Source organism: Bradyrhizobium agreste (assembly GCF_016031625.1).
GTDB classification, from domain to species: domain Bacteria; phylum Pseudomonadota; class Alphaproteobacteria; order Rhizobiales; family Xanthobacteraceae; genus Bradyrhizobium; species Bradyrhizobium agreste.
Map to the genome: position 1 here is coordinate 26,812 of NZ_JACCHP010000021.1, position 19,976 is coordinate 46,787.

Below are 19,976 nucleotides of genomic sequence, written 5' to 3' on the forward strand. Positions count from 1 at the left end.
CCTTGAGGGGAAAGTGCGACGGGGGCCGCGACTTACTGATAGCCCTTCGGGAACGGATCCGGCTCGACGAGATCGGCGGTCTCGTAGATCAGCTCGAACTGGCCATCGAGCTTGGCGCGTCCGACGCGGGTCTTCGACCAGAGGTGATGATTCTCGTGGATGCGCACATAGCCTTCCGGCGCGCCCTTGAACTCGACGCCGGGCGAAGCCGCGGCGATCTTGTCGACGTCGAAGGAGCCGGCCTTCTCGACTGTCAGCTTCCACAGCCAGGGGCCGAGATAGGCAGCCTGGGTGACGTCTCCGATCACGGTCTTCTCGCCCCACATCTTCTTGAACGCCGAGGCGAAAGCCTTGTTGTTCGCATTGTCGAGCGACTGGAAGTACTTCATGCAGGCATAGGCGCCCGCGATGTTCTCGCCGCCGATGCCGTCGATCTCGTCCTCGGTCACCGAGATCGTGAGCAGCGGCTGCTTGGCGAGATCGACGCCGGCCGCCTTGAGCTGCTTGTAGAAGGCGACGTTCGAGCCGCCGACGACGTCGGTGAAGATCACGTCCGGCTTGGTCAGCTTGATCTTGTTGATGACCGAGTTGAACTGCGTCGAGCCGAGCGCATAATATTCCTCGCCGACGACCTTGCCCTTGAGCACGTTCTCGACGTGCTTGCGCGCGATCTTGTTGGAGGTGCGCGGCCAGATGTAGTCCGAGCCGATGAAGAAGAACGACTTGGCGCCCTTCTCCTTGGCGATCCAGTTCAGACCGGCGAGAATCTGCTGGGTCGCTTCCTGGCCGGTGTAGATCACGTTCTTGGACTGCTCGAGGCCTTCGTAGAAGGTCGGGTAGTAGAGCATGCCGTTATACTGCTCGACGACCGGCAGCACCGCCTTGCGCGAGGCCGAGGTCCAGCAGCCCATGATGGCCGCGACCTTGTCGTTGACGAGCAGCTTCTTCGCCTTCTCGGCGAAGGTCGGCCAGTCCGACGCGCCGTCCTCCTGGATGAACTTGATCTTGCGGCCGAGCACGCCGCCGGCCGCGTTGATCTGCTCGATCGCGAGCTTTTCGGCCTGGATCGAGCCGGTCTCCGAGATCGCCATGGTGCCGGTCGCCGAATGCAGGATGCCGACCGTGACCTCGGTGTCGGTGACGGCCAAACCCGTGGTATTGACCGCCGAGGTCGCCGGCGCCTGCGCAAAGGATGCCCGCGGCAGCATCGTGATGGCAGGGACGGCCGCCATCCCCATCAGCAATTTGCGCCGCAACGGCGACAACAGGCCCTTGTTTGCTTCGTCTGACATGAGCACCCCACTTTTGTTCGAGACCACGCGATTGGTGGCTGTGAGGATGGCTCGAATTTATGCAGGCCGCGGATACGCAAGATCGCGTATACTGCACCGCAAAATGCCGACGTAGGCTTCTGGTACGGAATTTGCGAGGGGTCCGGGTCCGTATCGGGAGTGGGGTTTCAGTGGCAGGGCGGCAGCGAATAGACCGCGTCAGGCGCCAGTACAATCAATGGGTCGCCAACCAGACGCTGGAAGATTACGCCCTGCGCTTCACCGCCAAGAGCGCGCGGCGCTGGTCCGCCGCCCGCGTCGCCAACACGGCACTGGGCGCGATCTCGTTCCTGGCGATGGAGGCGATCGGCGGGACCATCACGCTGAACTATGGCGTCACCAACGCGACTGCGGCCATCGTCGTGGTCTCCGTCATCATCTTCGGCTGCGGGGTGCCGATTGCGTATTATGCCGCCAAATGCGGCATCGACATCGACCTGCTGACGCGGGGTGCCGGCTTCGGTTACATCGGCTCGACCGTCACCTCGCTGATCTACGCCTCCTTCACCTTCATCTTCTTCGCGATCGAGGCCGTGATCCTCGCCTCCGCGCTCGAGATGTGCTTCGGGATTCCGCGGCCGGTCGGCTACCTCATCAGCGCCGTCGTCATCATCCCGCTGGTGGCCTACGGCATCACGCTGATCAGCCGCTTCCAATTGTGGACGCAGCCGCTGTGGGTGATCCTTCACATCATTCCGTTCGCCGCGATCGCCTGGCACAACCCGCACTCCTTTGCGGATTGGCACAAGTTCTCCGGCGAGCACGGCAATCTCAACGGGCATTTCGATCTGCTGTTGTTCGGCGTTGCGGCCTCGGTCGTGTTCTCGCTGGTGGCGCAGATCGGCGAGCAGGTCGACTTCCTGCGCTTCCTGCCGCGCGACCGCCGGGCCTCCAAGGCCTCCTGGTGGGTGGCGCTGATGAGCGCGGGCCCAGGCTGGATCGTGCTGGGCGCGCTGAAGCTGCTGGCCGGCTCGTTCCTCGCCTTCTTCGCGCTCAGCCACGGCGTGCCGCCCGAGGAGGCCGCCGAGCCGGCGCACATGTATCTCGAAGCTTTCCGCTATGTGCTGTCGCAGCCTGATCTCGCGCTGGCCTTGACCGGCACCTTCGTGATCCTGTCGCAGGTCAAGATCAACGTCACCAATGCCTATGCCGGCTCGATCGCCTGGTCGAACTTCTTCTCGCGCTTGACCCACAGCCATCCCGGGCGCGTGGTCTGGCTGGTCTTCAACGTCATCGTGGCCCTGCTGCTGATGGAGATCGGCGTCTACAAGGCCCTGGAGCAGACGCTGGCGCTCTATTCCAACGTCGCGATCGCCTGGGTCGGCGCGCTGGTCGCCGATCTCGTCATCAACAATCCGCTTGGATTGCGGCCGCAGCAGATCGAGTTCAAGCGCGCGCATCTCTACGACGTCAATCCGGTCGGCGTGGGAGCGATGATGATCGCGACCATCGTCTCGATCAGCGCCTTCTACGGCCTGTTCGGGCCGACCGCGAAGGCGCTGTCGGCCTTCATCGCGCTCGCGGCGGCCTTCCTCACGGCGCCGTTGATCGCCTGGGCTACGGATGGCAAGTACTACATCGCGCGCAAGCCGAAGCGGAGCTGGCAGAACATCGAGGCGATCCAGTGCTGCATCTGCGAGCACTCGTTCGAGCCGGAGGACATGGCCTCCTGCCCCGCTTACGCCGGCCCGATCTGCTCGCTGTGTTGTTCGCTGGACGCACGCTGCCACGATCTGTGCAAGCCGCACGCGAGATTCCAGGCGCAGGTGTCGGAGACGCTGGGCAGGCTGATGCCGCAGCCGATCTACGCCCGGATCAACTCGCAGGTCGGCCACTATATCGGCGTGTTCGTGATCTCAGCCGGGCTGATCGCCCTGGTGCTGGGGCTGATCTATTTGCAGACGTCGGCGAGCGTGCACGGCGACAACGAGCTCGTATCCGACGTGCTGTGGAAGGTCTTCTTCGCGCTAAGCATCATCATCGGCGTGGTGGCGTGGCTGTTCGTGCTGGCGCAGCAGAGCCGCCGTGCCGCCGAGGCCGAGACGCGGCGGCAGACCGCGCTGCTGATCCAGGAGATCGACGCGCACAAGCGCACCGACGCCGAGCTCCAGCGCGCCAAGGAAGTCGCCGAATCCGCCAATCTCGCCAAGAGCCGTTATGTGGTCGGGTTGAGCCACGAGCTGCGCTCGCCGCTCAATGCGATCAGCGGCTATGCGCAACTGCTCGAGCAGGATACGACGCTTGGCGCCAAGCCGCGCGACCAGGTTCGCGTCGTCCGCCGCAGCGCCGACCATCTCTCCGGCCTGATCGACGGCATCCTCGACATCTCCAAGATCGAGGCGGGGCGGCTGTATCTGTCGCGAGACGAGGTGCGCCTCAGCGAATTCCTCGACCAGCTCGTCGGCATGTTCCGCCTCCAGGCCGCGGCCAAGGGCATCGATTTCGTGTTCAGGCGGCCGCCGACGCTGCCGCGCGTGGTCTATGCCGACGAGAAGCGGCTGCGTCAGGTGCTGATCAACCTGCTCTCGAACGCCATCAAGTTCACCCAGTCCGGCAGCGTGCAGTTCGTGGTGCACTACCGCAGCCCGGTCGCCGAGTTCGAGGTGATCGACACCGGCCCGGGCATCCAGGGCGAGGACCTCGAACGCATCTTCGCGCCGTTCGAGCGGGGTGCGCTCGGCGCCTCGCAGCCGCAGACCGGCACCGGGCTCGGGCTCACCATCAGCCGCCTGCTCGCCGGCGTGATGGGCGGGGACATCAAGGTCACGAGCACGGTCGGCACCGGCTCGACGTTCAAGGTCAAGATCCTGCTCTCGGAGGTCACCAATCCCCAGCGCATCGCGCCGGTGGAGGCGCCGGTCTCGGGTTATCACGGCCCACGCAAGACCATCCTCGTCACCGACGACGATCCCGTGCATCGCGACCTCTTGCGCGAGGTGCTGACGCCGCTCGGCTTCATCCTGCTCAGCGCGCCCGATGGCGCCGGTTGCCTCGCACTGGCGCAGCATTGCCGGCCCGACCTGTTCCTCCTCGACATCTCGATGCCTGCCATGGACGGCTGGACGGTCGCCGAGGCCTTGCGCGCCAGCGGTCACCATCAGGCGCGCATCCTGATGGTGTCGGCGAGCGCGCTCGAGGCTCATGGCGCGCCGCTGGCGCAGCCCTTCCATGACGGCTACCTGATGAAGCCGATCGACATCCCGCGGCTGCTGGAGACGATTCGCCAGCTGCTCAAGATCGAATGGCAATACGGCTCGCACGAGGTCGCGGTGCCGTTCTGGCATCCGGAGACCGGATCGAAGCCGCCGCTACGGCACATCGAGGCGCTGATCGGGCTCGGCCAGATCGGCTACGTCAAGGGCATCCAGCTGAAGCTGGACGAGATCGGCAGCGAGCACCCCGAACATGCCGACTTCGTCGCGCAGATGCGGTCGCTGGTCGATCGCTTCGATCTCGACCAGTACATGGCCACATTGAAGACGTTGCATGCTTATGAGCATTGAACCGAAGAAGCGTGACGTCGCGCTCGTTGTCGACGATTCCCCGGAGACGCTCCGGCTGCTCACCGACGCGCTCGACGGCGCCGGCATGACGGTGATGGTGGCGCTCGACGGCGCCGCGGCGATGCGTATCGTCGACCAGATCACGCCCGACATCATCCTGCTCGATGCCGTGATGCCCGGCATCGATGGTTTCGAGACCTGCCGCCGGCTCAAACGCGATGCGGGTCTCGCCAATGTCCCGGTGATCTTCATGACGGGTCTCGCCGAGACCGAGCACATCGTGCGTGGATTGGAAGCCGGCGGCGTCGATTACGTGACCAAGCCGATCGTGATTGAGGAGATGCTGGCGCGCATCCGCGTCCATCTCGGCAATGCCCGGCTGACCCAGAGCGCGCGCGCCGCGCTCGACGTCTCCGGCCGCTTCCTGTTCGCGGTCAACCGCCAGGGCAATGTGCTGTGGGCGACGCCGCAGGCGCAGAAGCTGCTGTCCGACCATCACGGGGCGCAGGCCGACGACTTCGTGCTGCCGCCAGCGCTGCTGCAATGGCTCGAGCAGGCGAAGGCCAGGAGCGGCGCGAAATCCCAGGCAGCGTCGCTGCCCGACAATCCGCAGCTCCGCTTCTACTACATGGGCGAGACCGCGCCGAACGAATTCCTGCTGCGGCTCTCCAAGGAAGCCGGCACCGCGCTGCCGCCCGAATTCACCAGCGAGCTCGGCCTCACCACGCGCGAGGGCGAGGTGCTGGCCTGGCTCAGCAAGGGCAAGACCAACCGCGACATCGCGCAAATTCTGGGCCTCAGCCCGCGCACCGTCGACAAGCATCTGGAGCAGATCTACGCCAAGCTCGGCGTCGAGAACCGGACCGCGGCGGCCGCGATCGCCGCCAATGCGACGCGGCGGAATTCGTGAGCGCGGTGTAGATGAGTTGAAGCGCTGCCAACCGAGCAAACGGTGTCGTCCCGGACAAGCGCGCCTCAAGCGCGCGCCGATCCGGGACCCATAACCCCAGGGAGATGTTTGGCGAAGACTCGGAGTGACCAGCTCGCTTCATAACCACTCCCTGTGGTTATGGGTCCCGGGCTCGCTTCGCGCCCCGGGACGACAGTGGAGGGCGAGGCGAGCGCGTCGCCTCCCCTGCTACATCACCCGTACACAAACGCCTTGTCGTCGAGGTCCGTCTTCGGGATCTCGTCCTTCTCGGTCCAGTAATCCTGGCTGTGCTGCCATTCCGGCTTGTCGCCGCGCTTGGGCAACAGGTCCATGTTGCGCATCATGTAGCCGGGGTTGAAGTTCTCCGGATCGATCCACGGCAGGATCGGCATGTTGTGGTCTTCAGGCCGAAGCTTGACTTCGACCTTCCTTGCCCCCTTTGCCTTCATGTGGCCGAGCAGTCGGCAGACGAAATCGGCGACCAGATCGACGCGCAGCGTCCAGCTGGCGCGGAAATAGCCGAACACCCAGACCATGTTCGGCACGCCCGTGAACATCATGCCGCGATAGGTGACGGTGTCGCCGAAGACGAGCGGCTTGCCATCGATCTCGAAGGCGATGTCGCCGAGCGCGGCAAGATTGAAGCCGGTCGCGGTGACGATGACATCGGCCTCGAGCAGCTTGCCGGACTTGAGCTGGATGCCGTTCTCGACGAAGCATTCGATCTCGTCGGTGACGACGGAGGCCTTGCCGCTGGCGATGCCCTTGAACAGGTCGGCATCCGGCACGAAGGCGATGCGCTGCCGCCACGGCCGGTATTTTGGCGTGAAGTGGGTCTCGACGTCGTAATCGGGACCGAGCACGGCGCTGATCTGGCCGATCAGCTCCTTCTTGACCTGCTCGGGCTTGGACACGCAAAGCTTCGTGAACGCATCCTGCTCGAACAGGATCTTGCGCCGCACGATTTCGTGGATCCAGGCTTCGTCGACCTGCAGCCGGCGCAATTCTTCCGCGATCTCGATGGCGTTGCGGCCGAGGCGGAAGTAAGTCGGCGAGCGCTGCAGCATGGTGACATGGGCGCATTTGTCGGTGATGTTGGGCACCAGCGTTGCCGCGGTCGCGCCCGAGCCGATCACCACCACCTTCTTGTTCGCAAGGTCGATATCGTCGGGCCATGTCTGCGGATGGACAATGCGGCCCTTGAAGCGATCCATGCCCTTCCATTGCGGCGTGTAGCCTTCGGAATGACGATAATAGCCCTGGCACATCCAGAGGAAGTTCGCGGTGAAGGTCCTGGGTTCGCCGGTATCGGTCGTCACCGCCTCGATGGTCCAGAGATTCTGCTCGCTCGACCAGCTCGCGGAATTGATCTTGTGCTTGTAGCGGATGTGCCGCGCGATATCGTTGTCGTCGATCACCTCCTTCATATAGGAGAGGATCTCCTCGGCGGTCGCAATCGGCGGGCCGACCCAAGGCTTGAAGCTGTAGCCAAAGGTATGGAGATCGCTGTCGGAGCGAATGCCGGGATAGCGATGTGTGCTCCAGGTGCCGCCGAATGTTTCCTGCGTCTCCAGGATGACGTAGCTCGTGCCCGGAAGCTGCTTCTGGATGTGATAGGCGCTACCGATGCCGGAGATGCCGGCGCCGACGATCAGCACGTCGAAATGTTCAGAAGCCTGTTTGGCCGTGGCGTGACTGCGAACAGCGACATTCATTGTTGCTTCTATGCCTTGCTTGTCTATGTGGCCGTCCTTGATGGGCGGCGCGTTTCCTCCGCGACGAGCATGATCACCCGCCGCGCCTCCGCTTCAAAATGACATAGATCAAGTCGCGGTCAAATCACAGAGCCGCACCCCAGCTCCGCGCGGTCTGCAAGATCCAGTCGCGATAGAGCGTCAGCGGCGTCACGCCGGTCAAGCCGCCGCAACCGGCGGCGTTGTTCGGTCCTGTCGACCAGCTGATGAGGCCGACGAGCACGGGACCGTTCGGCCTGTCCTCGAACACGGGGCCGCCGGAATCGCCGGTGCAGGCGCCAATTCCGTCGCGAACACCGTTGGTTACGGGATCGACCAGGCGAATCTGGAGCGTCCCGGGCTGTCCGGTTGCAACGAGGCCGGCAACGCGCGTCGTGCCGCCGCTCTTGCCGTCACCGCGAACCGTGACGCCGATGCCGGCGATGACGAAGCGGCTGCCGACCTGAATTGGAATCGTCGGCGCGCCGACCGTCACCGAGGATTTTCCCTTGGGTGGAATTTCCAATTGCAGCAGCGCCACGTCGGCGGTGGCGCGATGCGCCTGCATCGCCTGCATGTTGAAGTTCGGATGGATCGCGACGCTGCGCACGTTCAGCAATTGCGGCTGGCCGTCGGCGCCGCGATCGACGACCTTGTAATCCGCGCCAGGCTGCACGCAATGGGCGACCGTCAGTACCAGCCTCGGGGCGATCAGGCTGCCGGTGCAGAAATTGCCGCGCGAGCCGACGATGGTGACGACGGCGCGGGCGACGCCATCGGCCTGCGGCGTGCCGCCGCCGACGATCGCGGAGGCTGGCGTCGCAAGCAGCAGCGCAGCTGCGATCAAGGCGGCAGGCATCTTCATGGGAATACGGATTGGCATCGGATGAAGGCGGGCGATTGCTTCGGACTGGCTCTTGCCGATAGCGCATGCTAGCCCTCCTGGAAAGCAATTGACGAGGGCAGGACATTGACGGTCGAAGCGGTGATCTTTGATTTCGGCGGCGTGCTGACGAGCTCGCCCTTCGAGGCGTTCACGCGGTTCGAGACCGAACGCGGCCTGCCCGCCGATATCATCCGGCGCACCAACGCCGCCAATCATCTGGAAAACGCCTGGGCCAAATTCGAGCGGGCCGAGGTCGATATCGAGACGTTCGACGAATTGTTTGCCGCCGAATCGCTCGCGCTGGGCGCGGAGGTGCGCGGCCGTGACGTGCTGCCGCTGCTGCAGGGCGATCTGCGCCCGGAGATGGTCGAGGCCCTGAAGCGCGTCAAGGCGCAATTCAAGACCGGCTGCATCACCAACAATCTGCCGGCCAACGCGATCGGCAGCATGACGGGACGCTCGCTTTACATTGCCGAAGTCATGGTGCTGTTCGATCACGTCATCGAATCCGCCAAGATCGGCCTGCGCAAGCCGGATCCACGCATCTACCGGATGATGGTCGAGACGCTGAAGGTCGATCCGAACAAGTGCGTTTATCTCGACGATCTCGGCGTCAATTTGAAGCCGGCGCGTCAGATGGGCATGACGACGATCAAGGTGACGAGTGGGGCACAAGCGATTGCGGAGCTCGAGACGGCGACGGGGCTGAAGCTGCGGTAGCGCGTCATTCTCCGTCATTGCGAGCGTAGCGAAGCAATCCAGACTGCATCCGCGGAGGAATTCTGGATTGCTTCGCTGCGCTCGCAATGACGGCCGTGGCGAGATATCGCCCGGCCAAGGCTACTTCGCCGCAACAGCGATCCGCTCCGGAAACGCCGCCGCCAGCGATGCGCGATCCGGCTTCAGCACGCCGCGCTCGGTAATGAGACCGGTGACGAGCCGCGCCGGCGTCACGTCGAAGGCGTAGTTCGCGACCGGCGAGCTCTCGGGCACGATGCGCACTGTCTCCAGCCGACCGTCCGCGGTGCGGCCGGTCATGTCGGTGACCTCCACGCCGCTGCGCTGCTCGATCGGGATGTCGCGGACGCCGTCATGAACGGCGAAATCGATCGTTGGCGACGGCAGCGCGACGTAGAACGGCACGCCGTTGTCATGCGCGGCAAGCGCCTTCAGGTAAGTGCCGATCTTGTTGCAGACGTCGCCGTTGGCGGCGACGCGATCGGTGCCGACGATGGCGAGATCGACCATGCCGTGCTGCATCAGGTGCCCGCCGGTATTGTCCGGGATCACCGTGTGCGGCACGCCGTGATGGCCGAGCTCCCAGGCGGTCAGCGAGGCGCCCTGATTCCGTGGCCGGGTCTCGTCGACCCAGACATGGACCTTGATGCCGCGCTCGTGCGCAAGATAGATCGGCGCGGTCGCCGTGCCCCAGTCAACGGTGGCGAGCCAGCCGGCGTTGCAATGGGTCAGCACGTTGACCACGTCGCCCGGCTTCTTCGCCGCGGTCGCCTCGATCAGCTTCAACCCGTTGTCGGCAATGCCGCGGTTGATCTCGACGTCCTGCTCGGCGATCTCGTCAGCGCGCGCATAGGCCGCTTCCGCCCTCTCAACCGGATCAACCGGCGCGAGCGAAGAGCGCATCTCGTCCAGCGCCCATTTCAGATTGATCGCGGTCGGCCGCGCCACGACGAGCGTGTCATACGCACGTTGCAGCCCGGCGTCGGAGGCATCCTCGCGCATCGCGAGCGCCATGCCGTAGGCGGCGGTGGCGCCGATCAGCGGCGCGCCGCGCACCAGCATGTCGCGGATGGCAACGGCCGCATCTTCACACGAGGTCAGCCGCGCAATGACGAATTCATGCGGCAGCCGGCGCTGATCGATCGCACCGACCGACCAGCCGTCGCGCTCGCGCCAGATGCTGCGGAAATGCTTGCCGTCGACCTTCATGGCATTCTGCCTTTTCGTTCTTGTTGCGTCTCACGGGCGCAGGACGCGCCCGGCCACCGCGTCGAGCTTCTTCAGGAGCTCGGGATCGCGCGCCTCGGGCGCCGTGATCAGCGCGCTATCGAGCGCACGGTCCGAACCGATCGGGCACGGCTCGTGCTCGCGCGGAAAATCCCTGGCCAGCCGCGCCACCAGCGCCTTCGCCTTGTCGGCGTTCGAGTTCAGCATGCGGATGATGTCCTGCACGGTGACCGCATCGTGATCGGGATGCCAGCAATCGAAATCCGTCACCATCGCGACGGTAGCGTAACAGATCTCCGCCTCACGCGCGAGCTTGGCCTCGGGCATGTTGGTCATGCCGATCACCGAATAGCCCAGCGTCTTGTAGGTCATGCTTTCCGCGTAAGTGGAGAATTGCGGTCCTTCCATGCAGACATAGGTGCCGCCGCGCGCGATCGCGATGCCTTCCGCTTCCGCGGCGGCCGCCAGATGGATGCGCAGCCGCGGCGAGACCGGGTGCGCCATCGACACATGCGCAACGCAGCCGCGGCCGAAGAACGAGCTCTCGCGCTTATGGGTGCGGTCGACGAACTGGTCGACGAGAACGAAGGTCCCAGGCGGCAGTTCCTCCCTGAAGGAGCCGCAGGCCGAGAGCGAAATCAGATCGGTGACGCCGGCGCGCTTCAGCACGTCGATATTGGCGCGATAGTTGATGTCGGAGGGGGACAGCCGATGCCCCTTGTCATGCCGGGGCAGGAACACGATCGGCAGGCCGGCGATGGAGCCGCGCCGCAACGGCGCGGACGGCTCGCCCCAGGGGCTCTCGATCATCTCTTCGCGCGCACCCTCCAAGCCGGGCAGGTCATAGATGCCCGAGCCGCCGATGATGCCCAATACCGCCTGCGTCATGCCTGCTCCACCCTGTCCGCCAAATCTGACATGGTTAAGCTATGCCAGTTTTGCGGCAGATTTGGAACGTGGTGGGGAGATGCGCCCCTGGTTAAGCCGCGGTCGCCGGCTGCAGCTGGGTCGCCACCATCCGCTCCAGCGTCTCGACAGACTGGAAATTCTCCGGCGTGATCTCGGACTGCGGGATGGTGAAGTCGAATTCGGCCTCGACCCCAAGCATGAGATTGACCATGTCCATCGAGGTCAGGCCGATATCGACGAGCTTGGCCGAAGGCGTAACGTCTGCGGGAAGCGAATTCTGTTCGAGGATGCCCTTCACCAGCTTGATGATGCGATTGCGCAAATCGGTATCGAAGGCCTGCATCGGCAAATTCCCATCTGTCTATCGGGGTCGGACCGGACTGCCGGCTACGATGGGTGCGGGCTGCCGGTCCTGCAATGGGCGGCACCAATACTTCGCGTTTCTTAGTAAACGATGACTCGGATTGTCGAAAAATCCAGGCTTCTTCCAGAGTCCTAACGCGATGCCGGAAAATCCGGTGATGCGAACAACCGCACCTTAACTGTTCGTTCGGAATTGGGTTTTGTTTACCCTCTATTTCATCGACGAATTTGAATTAAATCCGTAGCCTCGTCTCACAAGCAAAGATGGCTGGAGGATCGCGTCAAGCGGCATCGCGAATGATGCCGGCGATCTCGAACGGCAAACCGGAGGCGGACGAGTATGAACGTGCGTGAAGCAGTCCTCACTGGCGACGAAATGCAGACGAGCTTTCTCGAGCAGGGTCTTTCCCTGATCGAGCGCGCCGCCCGGACCGCCGCAGCGGCGGCGGCCGACGCAGACGCGGTCGATCGCGACGCCCGCTTCCCGCACAAGGCCTTCGACGTCGCGCGTGAGCAGAAGCTGCTCGGCGTGATGGTTCCGGTCGAGTTCGGCGGCCTCAGTGCCTCGATCCACGACGTCACCGACATCTGCTACACGCTCGGACGCGCCTGCGCGTCCACGGCGATGATCTACGCGATGCACCAGACCAAGGTCGCCTGCGTCATCAGGCACGGCCATGGCATCCCGTGGATGGAAACCATGATGCGCCGGATCGCCCGCGACCAGTGGCTGCTCGCCTCCTCCACCACCGAAGGCCAGAATGGCGGCAACATCCGCGCCAGCGCCGCTGCGGTCGACCACGCCGGCGACACCGTTTCGCTGGTGCGCGACGCCACCGTGATCTCCTACGGCGCCGAAGCCGATGGTCTCGTCACCATCGCCCGCCGCGCCACCGACGCCGCCGCCTCCGACCAGGTGCTGCTGGCGCTCGCCAAGGACGATTATACGCTGAAGCGGACGCTGGGCTGGGAAACGCTCGGCATGCGCGGCACCTGCTCGACCGGATTCGAGCTGAAGGTCGACTGTCCCGCCGACCGCGTCTTCCCGGAATCCTATGACAAGATCCACGCCCAGACGATGACGCCGTTCGCGCATCTGTGCTGGTCGTCGGCCTGGGCCGGCATCGCTGCTGCGGCGGTGACGCGCGCGCAGGCCTTCATTCGCAAGGCGGCGCGCTCGTCCGGCGGACAGATGCCCCCGGCCGCGGCGCACTTCACCGCCGCCAAGATGTCGCTGGCCAAGCTGCGCGCGCTGATTGCCGCCAATATTGACGCTTTCGCCCGCGTCGAGCACGACGAGCGTGCGCTGACCTCGCTCGACTTCCAGTCCTCGATCACGCTTTTGAAGGTGCAGGCCTCCGAGCTCGCGGTCGAGACCGTGATGCACGCGATGCGCACCGCGGGCCTCGCCGGCTACCGCAATGACGGCGAGTTCACCATGGGCCGTCACCTCCGCGACGTGCTGTCGTCGCCGATCATGATCAACAACGACCGGATCCTGGCCAATGCCGCGACATCGACATTGATGAGCGGCGTGCCGACGAGCCTTCGCGACTGACGTGCCTCCGCGACCGCTTCAACAAGAACAATTTTGAGATAGCAGGACATCGAACCATGAATATTGCCGTCTTTCCCAATTCGCCCGCGACCGCGCCGCAGATGAGCGATCCGCTCGATCATCTCGCCGACAAGCTGTTCCACCGCATGGGCGCCGATGGCGTCTATGCCCGCACCGCACTCTACGAGGGCATCGTCGAGAAGCTGGCTGCCCTGATCACCGGTCATCGCGAGGCCGGCACCGAGGTGATGCGCTTCCCGCCGGTGATGAGCCGGGCGCAGCTGGAGAAGTCCGGCTATCTCAAGAGCTTTCCGAACCTGCTCGGCTGCGTCTGCGGCCTGCACGGCACCGAACGCGAGATCAACGCCGCGGTGAGCCGCTTCGATGCCGGCGGCGACTGGACGACGTCGCTTTCGCCGGCCGATCTCGTGCTGTCACCGGCCGCCTGCTATCCGGTCTATCCGATCGCGGCGAGCCGCGGACCTTTGCCGAAGGGCGGCCTGCGCTTCGACGTTGCCGCCGATTGCTTCCGCCGCGAGCCCTCGAAGCATCTCGACCGGCTGCAATCGTTCCGCATGCGCGAATATGTCTGCATCGGCAGCCCCGACGACGTTGCCGATTTCCGCGAGCGCTGGATGGTGCGTGCGCAGAAGATCGCGACCGACCTCGGTCTCACTTTCCGCGTCGACTATGCCAGCGATCCGTTCTTCGGCCGGGTCGGCCAGATGAAGGCGGTGAGCCAGAAGCAGCAGCAGCTCAAGTTCGAGCTCCTCATCCCGCTGCGCTCGGAGGAGCAGCCGACGGCGTGCATGAGCTTCAACTATCACCGCGAGCATTTCGGCACGACCTGGGGAATCCAGGATGCCAACGGCGAGCCGGCGCACACCGGCTGCGTGGCCTTCGGCATGGACCGTCTGGCCGTCGCCATGTTCCACACCCACGGCACCGATCTTTCCGCCTGGCCCGCCAGGGTGCGGGACATCCTGAGCCTGCAGCCGCCTGTCGCGGCCGAGGCCCACGGCGAAGGCTGGCGCTGACACAACTCACGAGGCCGGTCATTTCCACGGGCAAGACGAGCGTGATCCATACCAAGGTCCGATGCCGCGAGATCACCGAATCCGACGTCAATAAGATCGCGGACTTGCTGACGCGCGGCTTCGCCGGCCGTTCACGCGATTACTGGATTCAGGGCCTGCGTCGGCAGGCCTTCCGGACCGTGCCGGAGGGCTATCCGCGCTTCGGCTACATGCTCGACGACGGCGGCACGCCAGTCGGCGTGCTGCTCTTGATCTACACCGCACGCAAGGAAGGCGAAGAGACCGCCATCCGCTGCAATCTGTCGAGCTGGTATGTTGACCCGGCCTACCGCAATTACGCTCCGCTGCTGACCAAGATCGCCCAGCGGCACAAGCACGTCACTTATTTCAACATCAGCCCGGCGCCGTGGACCTGGCCGATCATCGAGACGCAGGGCTTTCGCGCCTATTGCCGCGGCATATTCTTCTCGGTCCCGGCGCTGGCGCGCGTGCCGCGCTGGAGCGAGGTCGAGGTCATTCCGCCGCACGCCAAGGAGATCAAGGGGCTTTCCGAGGCGGAGACCGAGCTCTTGACGCGACATGCGCGCTACAATTGCCTCAGCCTCGTCTGCCGCACGCCGAAGGGGACGTTCCCCTTCATCCTGCAACCGGTGCGCATCCGCCGCGGTTTCATCGCACCGCCCGCGATGAAACTGATCTATTGCCGGAGCGCCGCAGACTATGCCGAATGCGCCGGCCGCATCGGACGGCTGCTGCTGCGGCTCGGCAAGATCGCGGTGGCCATCGACACCAACGGGCCGATTTCCGGCCTCGTCGGCATCTACACCGAGCGGCGCGGCCGGAAATACTTCAGGGGCCCGCACCAGCCGGAGCTCGGCGACCTCACCGACACGGAGCTCGTGCTGTACGGGCCGTAATCTGGACCCGCAGCCAGCATTCCAGCACCGTCATCTTCGCCATCGCCGGTCACCCTCCGTAAACTACGGCGCTTAAGGGAATTTTCCGGTCTTTTCGCTAGCCTCGGCCGCTGAATTAGGTTGCTTCAGTCTATTGCCTGCCGAGGCCCTGCCGACCCATGACGTCGACCCGCGACAGCGAGCTTGGTACAGGCCGTGAGCAGGGACCGGACGCCCTGGTCGCGCTGAGCCAGCTTGCGCTCGATCACATGGAGCAGGGCGTCTGCGTCTACGATGCCGAGAACCGGATCGTGCTGGCGAACCAGCGCTACCTCACGCTGTTCGACATGTCGGCCGACATCGTGCGGGTCGGCACGAGCTACCGGGAGGTGCTTGCGCACAGCGCAAGCCGCGGCAACTTTCCGCAAGACCAGCTCGACGCGTTGTATTCGACGCGAATGGCGCAGATCGCCGCGGGCAAACCGTTCCGCACCGAGCAATTGCTGGCGAGCGGCCTCGTCATGTCGCTCGAGCTGAAGCCGCTCCCCGGCGGCGGCTGGATGACGATCTGCGACGACGTCACCCGCCTCGCGCGGCTCGAAGCGGAACTGCGGGTGCAGACCGAGCGCAGCCAGCACGCGCTCGCCAACATGTCGCACGGACTGATCATGTACGACGTCGACAGCCGTGTGGTCGTCTGCAACGATCGGTTCCTGAAGCTCTACAACCTCGATCCTGACATCGTGAAGGCGGGCGTCGCGCATTCTACGGTGATCGAGCACTGGATGTCGCGCGGCAACCTGCCGGGCATGTCGGGCGACCAGTTCTACCAGAGCCGGCTGGCGGATGTGCGGAGCAGGAAGCCGAAGACGCTGCTGGTGATGCGCTACGACGGGCGGATGGTGCAGGCGGTCTCCCGCTTCCTGCCCGACGGCGGCTGGGTGACGGTGCACGAGGACGTCACAGAGCGGCTGCAATACGAGGAAACGCTGCGGCAGCAGAATTTCATGCTCGATGCGGCGCTGGAAAACATGGCGCACGGGCTCGCCTTCTATGACAGCGACATGCGGCTTCGGATCTGCAACACCACCTACCGCAAGATCTACCGGCTGTCGCCGGAGGAGACCCGGCCCGGCACCCATCTGGCCGAACTGATCGAGCGATCGATGGCGAACGGCGCGTTCAACTCCGAATACAGCCCGCAGCAGATCCTCGAAACCGCCCGCGCGCGGATCGCGAGCCGCGACTCCTCGCCGATGCGCCGGCGCATGTCGAACGACACGGTGATTTCGGTGCGCTATTGCGCGCTGGCCGAAGGCGGTTTCGTCGCCACCTATGAGGACATTACCGAGCGCGAACGCGCGATCGAGGAGCTGAGTGAGCAGTACCGCCGGTTCGACGCGGCCCTGAACAACATGAGCCAGGGCCTGTGCATGCTCGACGCCAGCCTGCGCGTGATCGTTTGCAACCGCCGCTACATCGAGATGTACGGACTGTCGCCGGAGATCGTGAAGCCGGGCGTCTCGATGCGGGAGATCATGGACCACGCCTGCGAGCTCGGCATCCATCCGAACATGACCGGCGCCAAGCTCTATGCCGACTACGTCGAGAGGCTGCGCGAGGGCGAGCACACGCTGCACTGCCATTTGAACGACGGCCGCATCATCAAGCTCAACCACAAGCGCATGGAGCATGGCGGCTGGGTCGTGACCTATGAGGACGTCACCGAGCGCCACAAGGCCCAGGCCCGGGTGGCGCACATGGCCCGGCACGATTCGCTGACCGACCTGCCCAACCGCACGCTGTTCCGCGAGAAGATGGGCGAGGGACTGAACCAGATCGCGATCGCCGGCGGCGCCATGGCGGTGCTCTGCTTCGACCTCGACAATTTCAAGACCGTCAACGACCGCCTCGGCCACGCCGCAGGCGACCGCCTGCTGCGCTGGGTCGCGGCGCGCCTCAAGGAGAATGTCGGCGAGCACGACACCGTTGCGCGGCTTGGCGGCGACGAGTTCGCCGTTCTCCAGCGCGGGCCGCAGCCGCAATCGGCCGAGGAGCTCGCCCGCCGTCTGGTCGACATCATCGGTCATCCGCCGCCGCTGGAAAGCCAGTCGATCCATGTCGGCGTCTCCGTCGGCATCGCGATCGCGCCCGACCATGGACTCGATGCCGACGAGCTGATGAAGTGCGCCGACCTCGCGCTGTACCAGGCCAAGGCCAAGGGGCGCGGCGCCTATCAGCTGTTCGAGCCCGAGATGGAGGAACAGGCGCGCAGCCGGCACGCGCTGGAGCAGGACCTGGTCGGCGCGCTGGAAGGGCGTGAATTCCACCTGGTGTTCCAGCCGCAGATGCGGCTCGATTCCTCCGAGCTCACCGGCTTCGAGGCATTGCTGCGCTGGAAACATCGCTCGCGCGGCTTCGTCTCTCCGGCCGAGTTCATCCCGATTGCAGAGGAGAACGGGCTGATCGTTCCGATCGGCGAATGGGTGCTGCGCACCGCCTGCGCGGCCGCCGCATCCTGGCCCGGCGTCACCGTCGCGGTGAACCTGTCTCCGGTGCAATTCCGCTCCCGCGCCCTGGTGGCGATGGTCACGAGCGCGCTCGCGGAAGCCGGCCTGCCGCCGCAGCGACTCGAGCTCGAGGTCACGGAGACGGCGCTGCTCGACGACAGCAAGGCGACCATCGACATCCTGCACCAGCTCCGCGCGCTCGGGGTGCGCGTCAGCCTCGACGATTTCGGTGTCGGCTATTCCTCGCTGAGCTACCTGCGCAAGTTTCCGTTCGACCGCATCAAGATCGACCGCTCCTTCGTCGGGACGCTCGGCGAAAGCCCGGAGAGCGTTGCCATCGTCAGAACGATCGCGAGCCTCGGCTCCGTGCTCGGCGTCGAGACCACGGCGGAGGGAGTGGAAACCGAGGAGCAGCTCGACTTCGTCCGCGAATGCGGCTGCACGGCGGTGCAAGGCTATTATTTCGGCAAGCCGTGTCTCGCCTCGGAAGTCGGCCGCACCATCGAGACGCTGAACATGGTCCGGCGCGTGGCCTGACCGCTTCGGCCGCTCAAATTCCGCCGCTCGGCACGCGACCAAACGACGAATTGTCGCATATGTCGGCTCTGTCGGCGTTAGCTGACCGACGGCCGTACAGCGATGTGCGCAATACGCTTTTCTTCTCCGTCAAATTCAGGAACAATCGCCTCACAAGAACGAGAGACGGCGCCCCCAGAGAGGCGCTGCGAGGGAGGCTTTCGATGTCGGGATATGGGCTGAAGACGATTGCATTTGCCGCGGTGCACGCCGTCATGGGCGCATTGCTCTCCACGGCCGTCAATGCGCAAGACTATCCGACGAAGCCGATCACCTTGATCGTGCCTTGGCCGGCCGGCGGATCGACCGATATCTCGATGCGCGCGATCGCCGACAGTGCCTCGAAGGTGCTGGGCCAGCCGATCGTGATCGACAACAAGGCCGGTGGCGGCGGCACGGTCGGGCCGGCGACGATGGCGGCGGCGGCGAAGCCGGACGGCTATACCATCTCGCAGATCCCGATCACCGTGTTCCGTCTGCCCTTGATGCAGGAGGTATCGTGGGATCCGGCAAAGGATTTCACCTATATCGTCCATCTCACCGGCTACACTTTTGGCGTGACCACCAGCGCGGAATCGCAGTTCAAGAGCTGGAAGGACGTGGTGGAGTTCGCAAAGGCGAATCCGGGCAAGGTGACCTATGCGACGCCCGGCGCCGGCACCTCGCTGCATATCGGCATGGAGCAGATCGCCGCGATGTCCGGCATCAAGCTGACGCAGGTCCCTTTCAAGGGCGGCGCCGAGACCAACGCCGCCGTGCTGGGGCAGCACACCATGCTGCAAGCGGATTCCACGGGATGGCGGCCGCTGGTCGACGCCGGCAAGCTGCGGCTCTTGATGGTGTGGACCGGCGCCCGCTCGCCGAACTATCCCGACGTGCCGACGCTGAAGGAGCTCGGCTATCCCATGGTCTATGATTCCCCGTTCGGCATCGCGGGACCGAAAGGCATGGATCCCAAGATCGTCGCCAAGCTGCACGATGCCTTCAAGAAGGCGATCGATGATCCCGCGGTGATCGCCACGCTCGCCAAATACGACATGGTGCCGAACTACAAGAGCACCGAGGATTACAAGAAATTCGTCGTCGAGGTCACGGAGTCCGAGCGCAAGGTGATCGAGACGCTCGGGCTTGCGAAGAAGTAGAGCCACCAGCGTGTCCCGGACGCGGTGCAGCGCTCCTTCAGCGATGCACCGCAGAGCCGGGACCCATCTTTTCGTCCACACTCATGGGCCCCGGCTCTGCAGCGCATCACTACGTGCTGCGCTGCGTCCGGGGCACGAGAATCGCGATGAACAACGACACCAACGTCAAGCTCCGCCTCAGCAATTCCGAACTCTGGGGCGGGCTGATCGGGCTCGCGCTCGGCGGCTTCGTGATCTGGTCGGGCTGGAGGATCAAGCTCGGCACCATCAACGATCCCGGCTCCGGCTATGTGCTGTTCTACACGGGCATTCTGATGTGCGTGTTCGCAGGCGCCATCATCGTCTCGGCGGTCACCGAAGGCGGGCCGACGCTGGCCTCGCGCTGGGAGAACGTGCGCTGGAGCAAGCCGCTTGTCCTCATCGCCTGCCTCACCGCATTCGCGTTCGCGCTGGAGCCGCTGGGATTCCTGCTGTCGTCGATCCCGCTGATGCTGCTGCTGTTGCGGCTGATCGATCCGGTGCGATGGACGCTGGCGGTCCCGATCGCGGTGCTGGTGCCCTCGGGCATGTGGTGGGTGCTCAAGCGGCTGCTGTTGATCCAGTTGCCGTCAGGCCTGTTCGGGATCGGTTGACGTC

Annotated in this window: 15 protein-coding genes; 9 read left to right on the forward strand and 6 right to left on the reverse strand. The window is 64.6% G+C overall.

What is annotated here, in order from left to right:
• Positions 1-32: 32 nt before the first annotated feature.
• On the reverse strand, positions 33-1,292 hold the full coding sequence (urtA, locus tag HZZ13_RS27380) for an urea ABC transporter substrate-binding protein (protein ID WP_197962599.1): 1,260 nt from the start codon (positions 1,290-1,292) through the stop codon (positions 33-35).
• A 170-nt stretch (positions 1,293-1,462) separates the two neighbouring features.
• Between urtA and HZZ13_RS27385 the strand changes: the two genes are divergently transcribed.
• On the forward strand, positions 1,463-4,834 hold the full coding sequence (locus HZZ13_RS27385; RefSeq protein ID WP_197962600.1) for a hybrid sensor histidine kinase/response regulator: 3,372 nt from the start codon (positions 1,463-1,465) through the stop codon (positions 4,832-4,834).
• A complete protein-coding gene (locus HZZ13_RS27390; protein ID WP_197962601.1) occupies positions 4,818-5,744 on the forward strand; it encodes a response regulator in 927 nt (308 codons plus the stop codon). The genes HZZ13_RS27385 and HZZ13_RS27390 overlap by 17 nt, the downstream gene beginning before the upstream one ends.
• 233 nt (positions 5,745-5,977) lie before the next feature.
• On the opposite strand, the gene HZZ13_RS27395 is transcribed toward HZZ13_RS27390, so the two are convergent.
• Together HZZ13_RS27395 and HZZ13_RS27400 are read right to left on the reverse strand one after the other, a co-directional pair.
• Positions 5,978-7,480: a flavin-containing monooxygenase gene (locus HZZ13_RS27395; RefSeq protein WP_197962602.1), complete on the reverse strand. Its 1,503-nt coding sequence runs from the start codon at positions 7,478-7,480 to the stop codon at positions 5,978-5,980.
• A gap of 124 nt (positions 7,481-7,604) precedes the next feature.
• Positions 7,605-8,363, reverse strand: a complete 759-nt coding sequence (locus HZZ13_RS27400; RefSeq protein WP_197962603.1) for a S1 family peptidase — start codon at positions 8,361-8,363, stop codon at positions 7,605-7,607.
• A 105-nt stretch (positions 8,364-8,468) separates the two neighbouring features.
• Here HZZ13_RS27400 and HZZ13_RS27405 point away from each other — a divergent pair, with 105 nt between their 5' ends.
• A complete protein-coding gene (locus tag HZZ13_RS27405; protein ID WP_197962604.1) occupies positions 8,469-9,104 on the forward strand; it encodes an HAD-IA family hydrolase in 636 nt (211 codons plus the stop codon).
• Between the two features lie 120 nt (positions 9,105-9,224).
• Here the strand turns inward: HZZ13_RS27405 and mtnA are convergent, their stop codons facing one another.
• From mtnA to HZZ13_RS27420, 3 genes are all read right to left on the reverse strand, one after another.
• Positions 9,225-10,331 (reverse strand): S-methyl-5-thioribose-1-phosphate isomerase, encoded by a 1,107-nt coding sequence (gene mtnA / locus HZZ13_RS27410; RefSeq protein WP_197962605.1) that lies wholly within the window; start codon positions 10,329-10,331, stop codon positions 9,225-9,227.
• Positions 10,332-10,361: 30 nt separating this feature from the next.
• A complete protein-coding gene (locus tag HZZ13_RS27415; RefSeq protein WP_197962607.1) occupies positions 10,362-11,237 on the reverse strand; it encodes an S-methyl-5'-thioadenosine phosphorylase in 876 nt (291 codons plus the stop codon).
• 91 nt (positions 11,238-11,328) lie between these two features.
• On the reverse strand, positions 11,329-11,601 hold the full coding sequence (locus tag HZZ13_RS27420; protein ID WP_197951689.1) for a phosphopantetheine-binding protein: 273 nt from the start codon (positions 11,599-11,601) through the stop codon (positions 11,329-11,331).
• Positions 11,602-11,961: 360 nt separating this feature from the next.
• Here HZZ13_RS27420 and HZZ13_RS27425 point away from each other — a divergent pair, with 360 nt between their 5' ends.
• The 6 genes from HZZ13_RS27425 (at position 11,962) to HZZ13_RS27450 (ending at position 19,972) form a co-directional block, all read left to right on the forward strand.
• Positions 11,962-13,179 carry an acyl-CoA dehydrogenase family protein gene (locus tag HZZ13_RS27425; RefSeq protein ID WP_197962609.1) on the forward strand — a complete coding sequence of 406 codons (1,218 nt, stop codon included), beginning with the start codon at positions 11,962-11,964 and terminating at the stop codon, positions 13,177-13,179.
• Positions 13,180-13,235: 56 nt separating this feature from the next.
• Entirely contained in the window at positions 13,236-14,216 is a 981-nt protein-coding gene (locus HZZ13_RS27430) for an amino acid--[acyl-carrier-protein] ligase (protein WP_197962610.1), read from the forward strand.
• Between the two features lie 41 nt (positions 14,217-14,257).
• Complete coding sequence (locus tag HZZ13_RS27435) at positions 14,258-15,133, forward strand: GNAT family N-acetyltransferase (RefSeq protein WP_197962612.1); 876 nt, start codon at positions 14,258-14,260, stop codon at positions 15,131-15,133.
• Between the two features lie 158 nt (positions 15,134-15,291).
• The gene (locus HZZ13_RS27440; RefSeq protein ID WP_197962619.1) at positions 15,292-18,159 is read left to right on the forward strand and encodes a PAS-domain containing protein; all 2,868 of its coding nucleotides are present in this window, start codon (positions 15,292-15,294) and stop codon (positions 18,157-18,159) included.
• Between the two features lie 203 nt (positions 18,160-18,362).
• The gene (locus HZZ13_RS27445; protein WP_197962620.1) at positions 18,363-19,340 is read left to right on the forward strand and encodes a tripartite tricarboxylate transporter substrate binding protein; all 978 of its coding nucleotides are present in this window, start codon (positions 18,363-18,365) and stop codon (positions 19,338-19,340) included.
• 146 nt (positions 19,341-19,486) lie between these two features.
• Positions 19,487-19,972 carry a tripartite tricarboxylate transporter TctB family protein gene (locus HZZ13_RS27450; protein WP_197962621.1) on the forward strand — a complete coding sequence of 162 codons (486 nt, stop codon included), beginning with the start codon at positions 19,487-19,489 and terminating at the stop codon, positions 19,970-19,972.
• The last annotated feature ends 4 nt before the right edge of the window (positions 19,973-19,976 follow it).